The sequence below is a fragment of the Terrimonas sp. genome (assembly GCF_003075435.1).
Lineage (GTDB): Bacteria > Bacteroidota > Bacteroidia > Chitinophagales > Chitinophagaceae > Agriterribacter.
Window position 1 is genome coordinate 1 of record NZ_QCZJ01000060.1, and the last position, 3,772, is coordinate 3,772.

Here is a 3,772-nt window from a genome sequence, read left to right on the forward strand (position 1 = left end):
ATACAATAAATACCTATAATTTTATCAGCTGTGAGCATTGATAATTGAGTTTTGTGTGTGGTAACTCAAAATTATCTTTTATTGATGCTCCTTTTCTCCTCATTTAACTAGCAACTTGGGTTAATTAGGACTGATCCTCACATAACGGATATAACCGGCGCCATCCGTTTTACCGGAAAGTTTTTCTGTTGTAAGCGGGATCTCTACATCTTTTTCATAGTATTCTTTATCTTCCACAGCGCTCTCAAAACGAAGCTTATATCCTTTGTCTATTTTTGATGCATCAATTTCCAGTACTGTTACACTGCGGTCGCCGCCTGCAACAGAAGCACCTGTAATAGCACTGATATTGGCCGGTTTTTTAGTTTGAAATTTATGCCACTCTTTCAAAGTGTTATACCATTGCTTATCATCACCCATTACATACAATGTTTTTTCATATGCGCCTTTGGGATCAATAAGTGATACTACTATATATGCACCTTCTCCCATATAACCCGACATCTGCACCAAACATTTAAACTTTTTGTTTTGCGCAGAAGCGTTAAAGGAAAAAGCTGATATTAATACTGCTGCCAAACTGTACCTTAAAAAAATCTTCATAGTTACTACTTTAAGAAATCAACTGATACATTATTTTTTGTGAGATAATCATTTTCTTTTGCAAGATCGTATGCCGTTTCTTCAAACTCTGTGGTTATATCTTTTTTAGCGCCAAGCGACAAAAGATATTTTAATATCGCATCGTTTTTGGATATCATTGCTGCCTTATGAAGGGCTGTTACACCTTCTTTATTTTTCGCGTTGATATCTGCTTTAAGTTCTGCGATTTTTTTCAGTAATCCCATATCTCCTTTTGCAACTGCAAGATGATACAATGTATTGCCATCCTGCTGAGGAGCAGAAAGGTTTAAGCCTTTTGTCTGGAATATTTTTAATTTCTCTGTAAAATCGTCTTTTTGCTCATCACCGGGGCGTGCACCATCTGCCTGCCTGTTCTCACCACCAGGAGCGCCCTCTCCACCAGGACGTTGACCACCACCGGGAGCACTTCCTTCACCACCTGGTCCTCTGCCGCCAGCCTGGGGTCTGTATGATTGTACCAGGTAATAAGCAAGGTTATTACCATCTTTATCTTTTACATTAATATCGGCACCTTTGTCCAGCAATAGTGTTACCGTTTCTGCTGAGCTGCTTTTTACAGCCGCTGTTAATGCAGATTCTCCTTTTGTATTTACTGCATTTATATTCTTTACTTTGGATAAAAGCAATTCAATTAAAGCAGCATCTCTCCCGGAAACCGCATTCATAAATGCTGTGTTACCGTCATTATCAGCTTTGTTTACATCCACAGCTTTTCCTAAAAAGTATTGAATGATTTCAGCCTGGTTAGGCCTGCGCACCAATGCATGCAATACTGTCTGTCCGTTAGTGTTAACAGCGGTTGGTTTCAGTTTGACTTCTTCTACCAGGTATTTATATAATGCTATACCGTTGGCACCACTGCGTGTGCCCTGTGCCGCCATTAATAAAGCATTATTGGTTGGTTTAACGCCTTTTTGCAACAATGTTTTCATCAGTTCAATATTACCTGATCTTGCTGCATAATCAAAGGCAGTACTTCCGTTATCGTCCACATCTTTTAACGACAAGCCTTTTGAAATAAAATATTCAGTGAGCTTAAGGTTTTTATCATTTGCAATACCCATTAGAAGCAGGTTCACACCATCTTTGTATTTCTTTTTAGGATCTACGCCTGCTTTAAAAAAAGCCTCATATAACGTTGGATCAGTCTGACCGGCATTTGCAGCAAAAGCTACAGGAACATAACCATGGCTGTCTTCGCGATTTACATCCGATCCTTTAGCTAGCAAATATTCAACCAGCGCTACATTCCCTTTGTAAGCAGCCCAGTGCAGGTAAATACGGCTGTCGTGCGTTAGGCGGCTTACACCTGCCCCGGGAAGTTCAACCAGGTATTTAACGGTTTCATTTGGAGCGCCATTATTAATAGCAAATGTCGCAGCATCAAACGACGCAGGATTGAACGCCAATGGATCATTTCCTTTTTCAATAGCTGATTTAACTGCTGCAACATCAGGGTTTTCCTTCCAGAAAGACTGCTCAAGGAAAACATTTTTTTGCGCTTTTAAAGAGAACGTGGCAAGCATAAAAGCAAAAGCCAGGATTTTTTTCATATTTATAATTTTTACTGATATATAGATAGCGCCTGTAATCACTATGAAAATATGCGCAGGCAACAGTTCTGAAATATGGCGCGAAATTATTTCAATACGGTCTTAAAAAATATCGAAATAGGGAATATGATTAACGCGGAAAGGAATTTTTTTGCGCCGGGGTAAGATGACCGTATTGATATTTCAGATTTTCGCTAAACAGGAAAAGTGGGATAGCACAAGGATGGGTGAAGCTGGTGTCTTTATTTAGATTTTCGGATGCTATTATTTTTCTTTTTTAAGGAGGAACGGATTTTTTTGACATATTCTACAGATACTCCGGCTGTATCTGCAATCTGTGTGTCTGTTAGTTCCAATTTACTGACAAGCCTTTTCACCATTTCCCGGGTCTTTTGTGCTGCGCCTTTTTCCACACCCTCTTTTATCGCCTTTTTAGCTTTTTGTTCTGCTATCCTGAGTTTATTTTCCGCTGTTCTGATCTTACTTTCTGCCGTTCTGGCCTTATCTTCCGCTACCCTGACCTTATTTTCCGCTGCTTTAATCTTTTCTGCTGCCGTCTTTTTTACAGCATACTCAGTCCATTTATCTAAAAGTGCTTTTTCGTACAGCATATACTCCTCTTTTTTTAAATTGGCTACCTCAGCTATTTGAAACAATTTCTGAAATATCTTCTTATGTAAAATTACAGGAATTTTTTCCATTCGCGCCATGTTGCGCAGCACGTACATCCAACGCTCAAGGCCAGTTTTTATTTCTTTTTCTTCCAGGTTGAAATTTAACAACTCCAGAAATATAAACCCAAGTTTGTTATAAAAGGTTACGCTGGTTTCTTCTTCTGCCAGTCTTACACGATGCAGGTATTTTTCAGATGAGGTATTTTCAAAATTAAAATCCATAACAGCTATAAAATACACTTCCTTTAGCTCGAAATCCCAATACCTGTTCCCTTTCTGCCCCTGCTCATACAACTTGCTGCAGGTATAAAAAATAGCCCTGTCTATAAAAAACTTCTGCTCTGCCCTTTGCATTTCTATAATAAAAGTTTCGCCATCTGCCCCTGTGCAGGTAAGATCAAAAATCGTTTTGCGATAATGTTGGGCTGGAGCATTGTTCTCTTGAGGATTATACACCAGGTCTTTTATTAATTTTCGCCCCCTGAATAATTCGTTCAGGAAAGCTATTAGTAAATCTTTATTAGGCTCGGACCCGAAAATTCGCTTAAAACCGAAATCGGTGAGCGGGTCAATAAAACGGCCGATAGGTGGTGGGGTGTTTCTTGTGGTGCTTTTCATAATTAAAAATAACAAGAAATTCGTTTGGAACTTGTACTATCATTCATCATATATTAGCCTGTTTGTCAGAAACTGAAAATGCTCACAATAAAAAAGCCCACAGCAGCAAATGTATTTGTGCTATGGGCATCCCTAAACTATCCTCTCTGTATTACTAATTAATTCAAGTTGCTAGTTAATCGGTAATTTTATTGAGTGTAAAGGCTAGAATAAACATCACCAGTTTTATCAAAAATCCTTTAAAAGTCACTGCGTGTATTTTTCTTAGGAATAATCCTTTTA

General features: G+C 38.6%; 3 protein-coding genes and 1 pseudogene. All 4 read right to left on the reverse strand.

The window, feature by feature from the left end; all coding sequences use genetic code 11:
• Window positions 1-120: 120 nt before the first annotated feature.
• Window positions 121-603, reverse strand: a complete 483-nt coding sequence (locus DC498_RS25710) for a DUF2271 domain-containing protein (protein ID WP_116876990.1) — start codon at window positions 601-603, stop codon at window positions 121-123.
• 5 nt (window positions 604-608) lie between these two features.
• Window positions 609-2,198, reverse strand: coding sequence for an ankyrin repeat domain-containing protein (locus DC498_RS25715; RefSeq protein WP_116876992.1), 1,590 nt, complete (start codon window positions 2,196-2,198; stop codon window positions 609-611).
• 242 nt (window positions 2,199-2,440) lie between these two features.
• Entirely contained in the window at window positions 2,441-3,490 is a 1,050-nt protein-coding gene (locus DC498_RS25720) for an Rpn family recombination-promoting nuclease/putative transposase (RefSeq protein ID WP_116876991.1), read from the reverse strand.
• 175 nt (window positions 3,491-3,665) lie between these two features.
• Window positions 3,666-3,772: pseudogene (locus DC498_RS25725) on the reverse strand (IS982 family transposase); the annotation flags it as partial.

Coding starts and splice junctions, on each gene's coding strand:
- DC498_RS25710 (WP_116876990.1), bottom strand. CDS start 603: ATGAAGATTTTTTTAAGGTACAGTTTGGCAGCAGTATTAATATCAGCT.
- DC498_RS25715 (WP_116876992.1), bottom strand. CDS start 2,198: ATGAAAAAAATCCTGGCTTTTGCTTTTATGCTTGCCACGTTCTCTTTA.
- DC498_RS25720 (WP_116876991.1), bottom strand. CDS start 3,490: ATGAAAAGCACCACAAGAAACACCCCACCACCTATCGGCCGTTTTATT.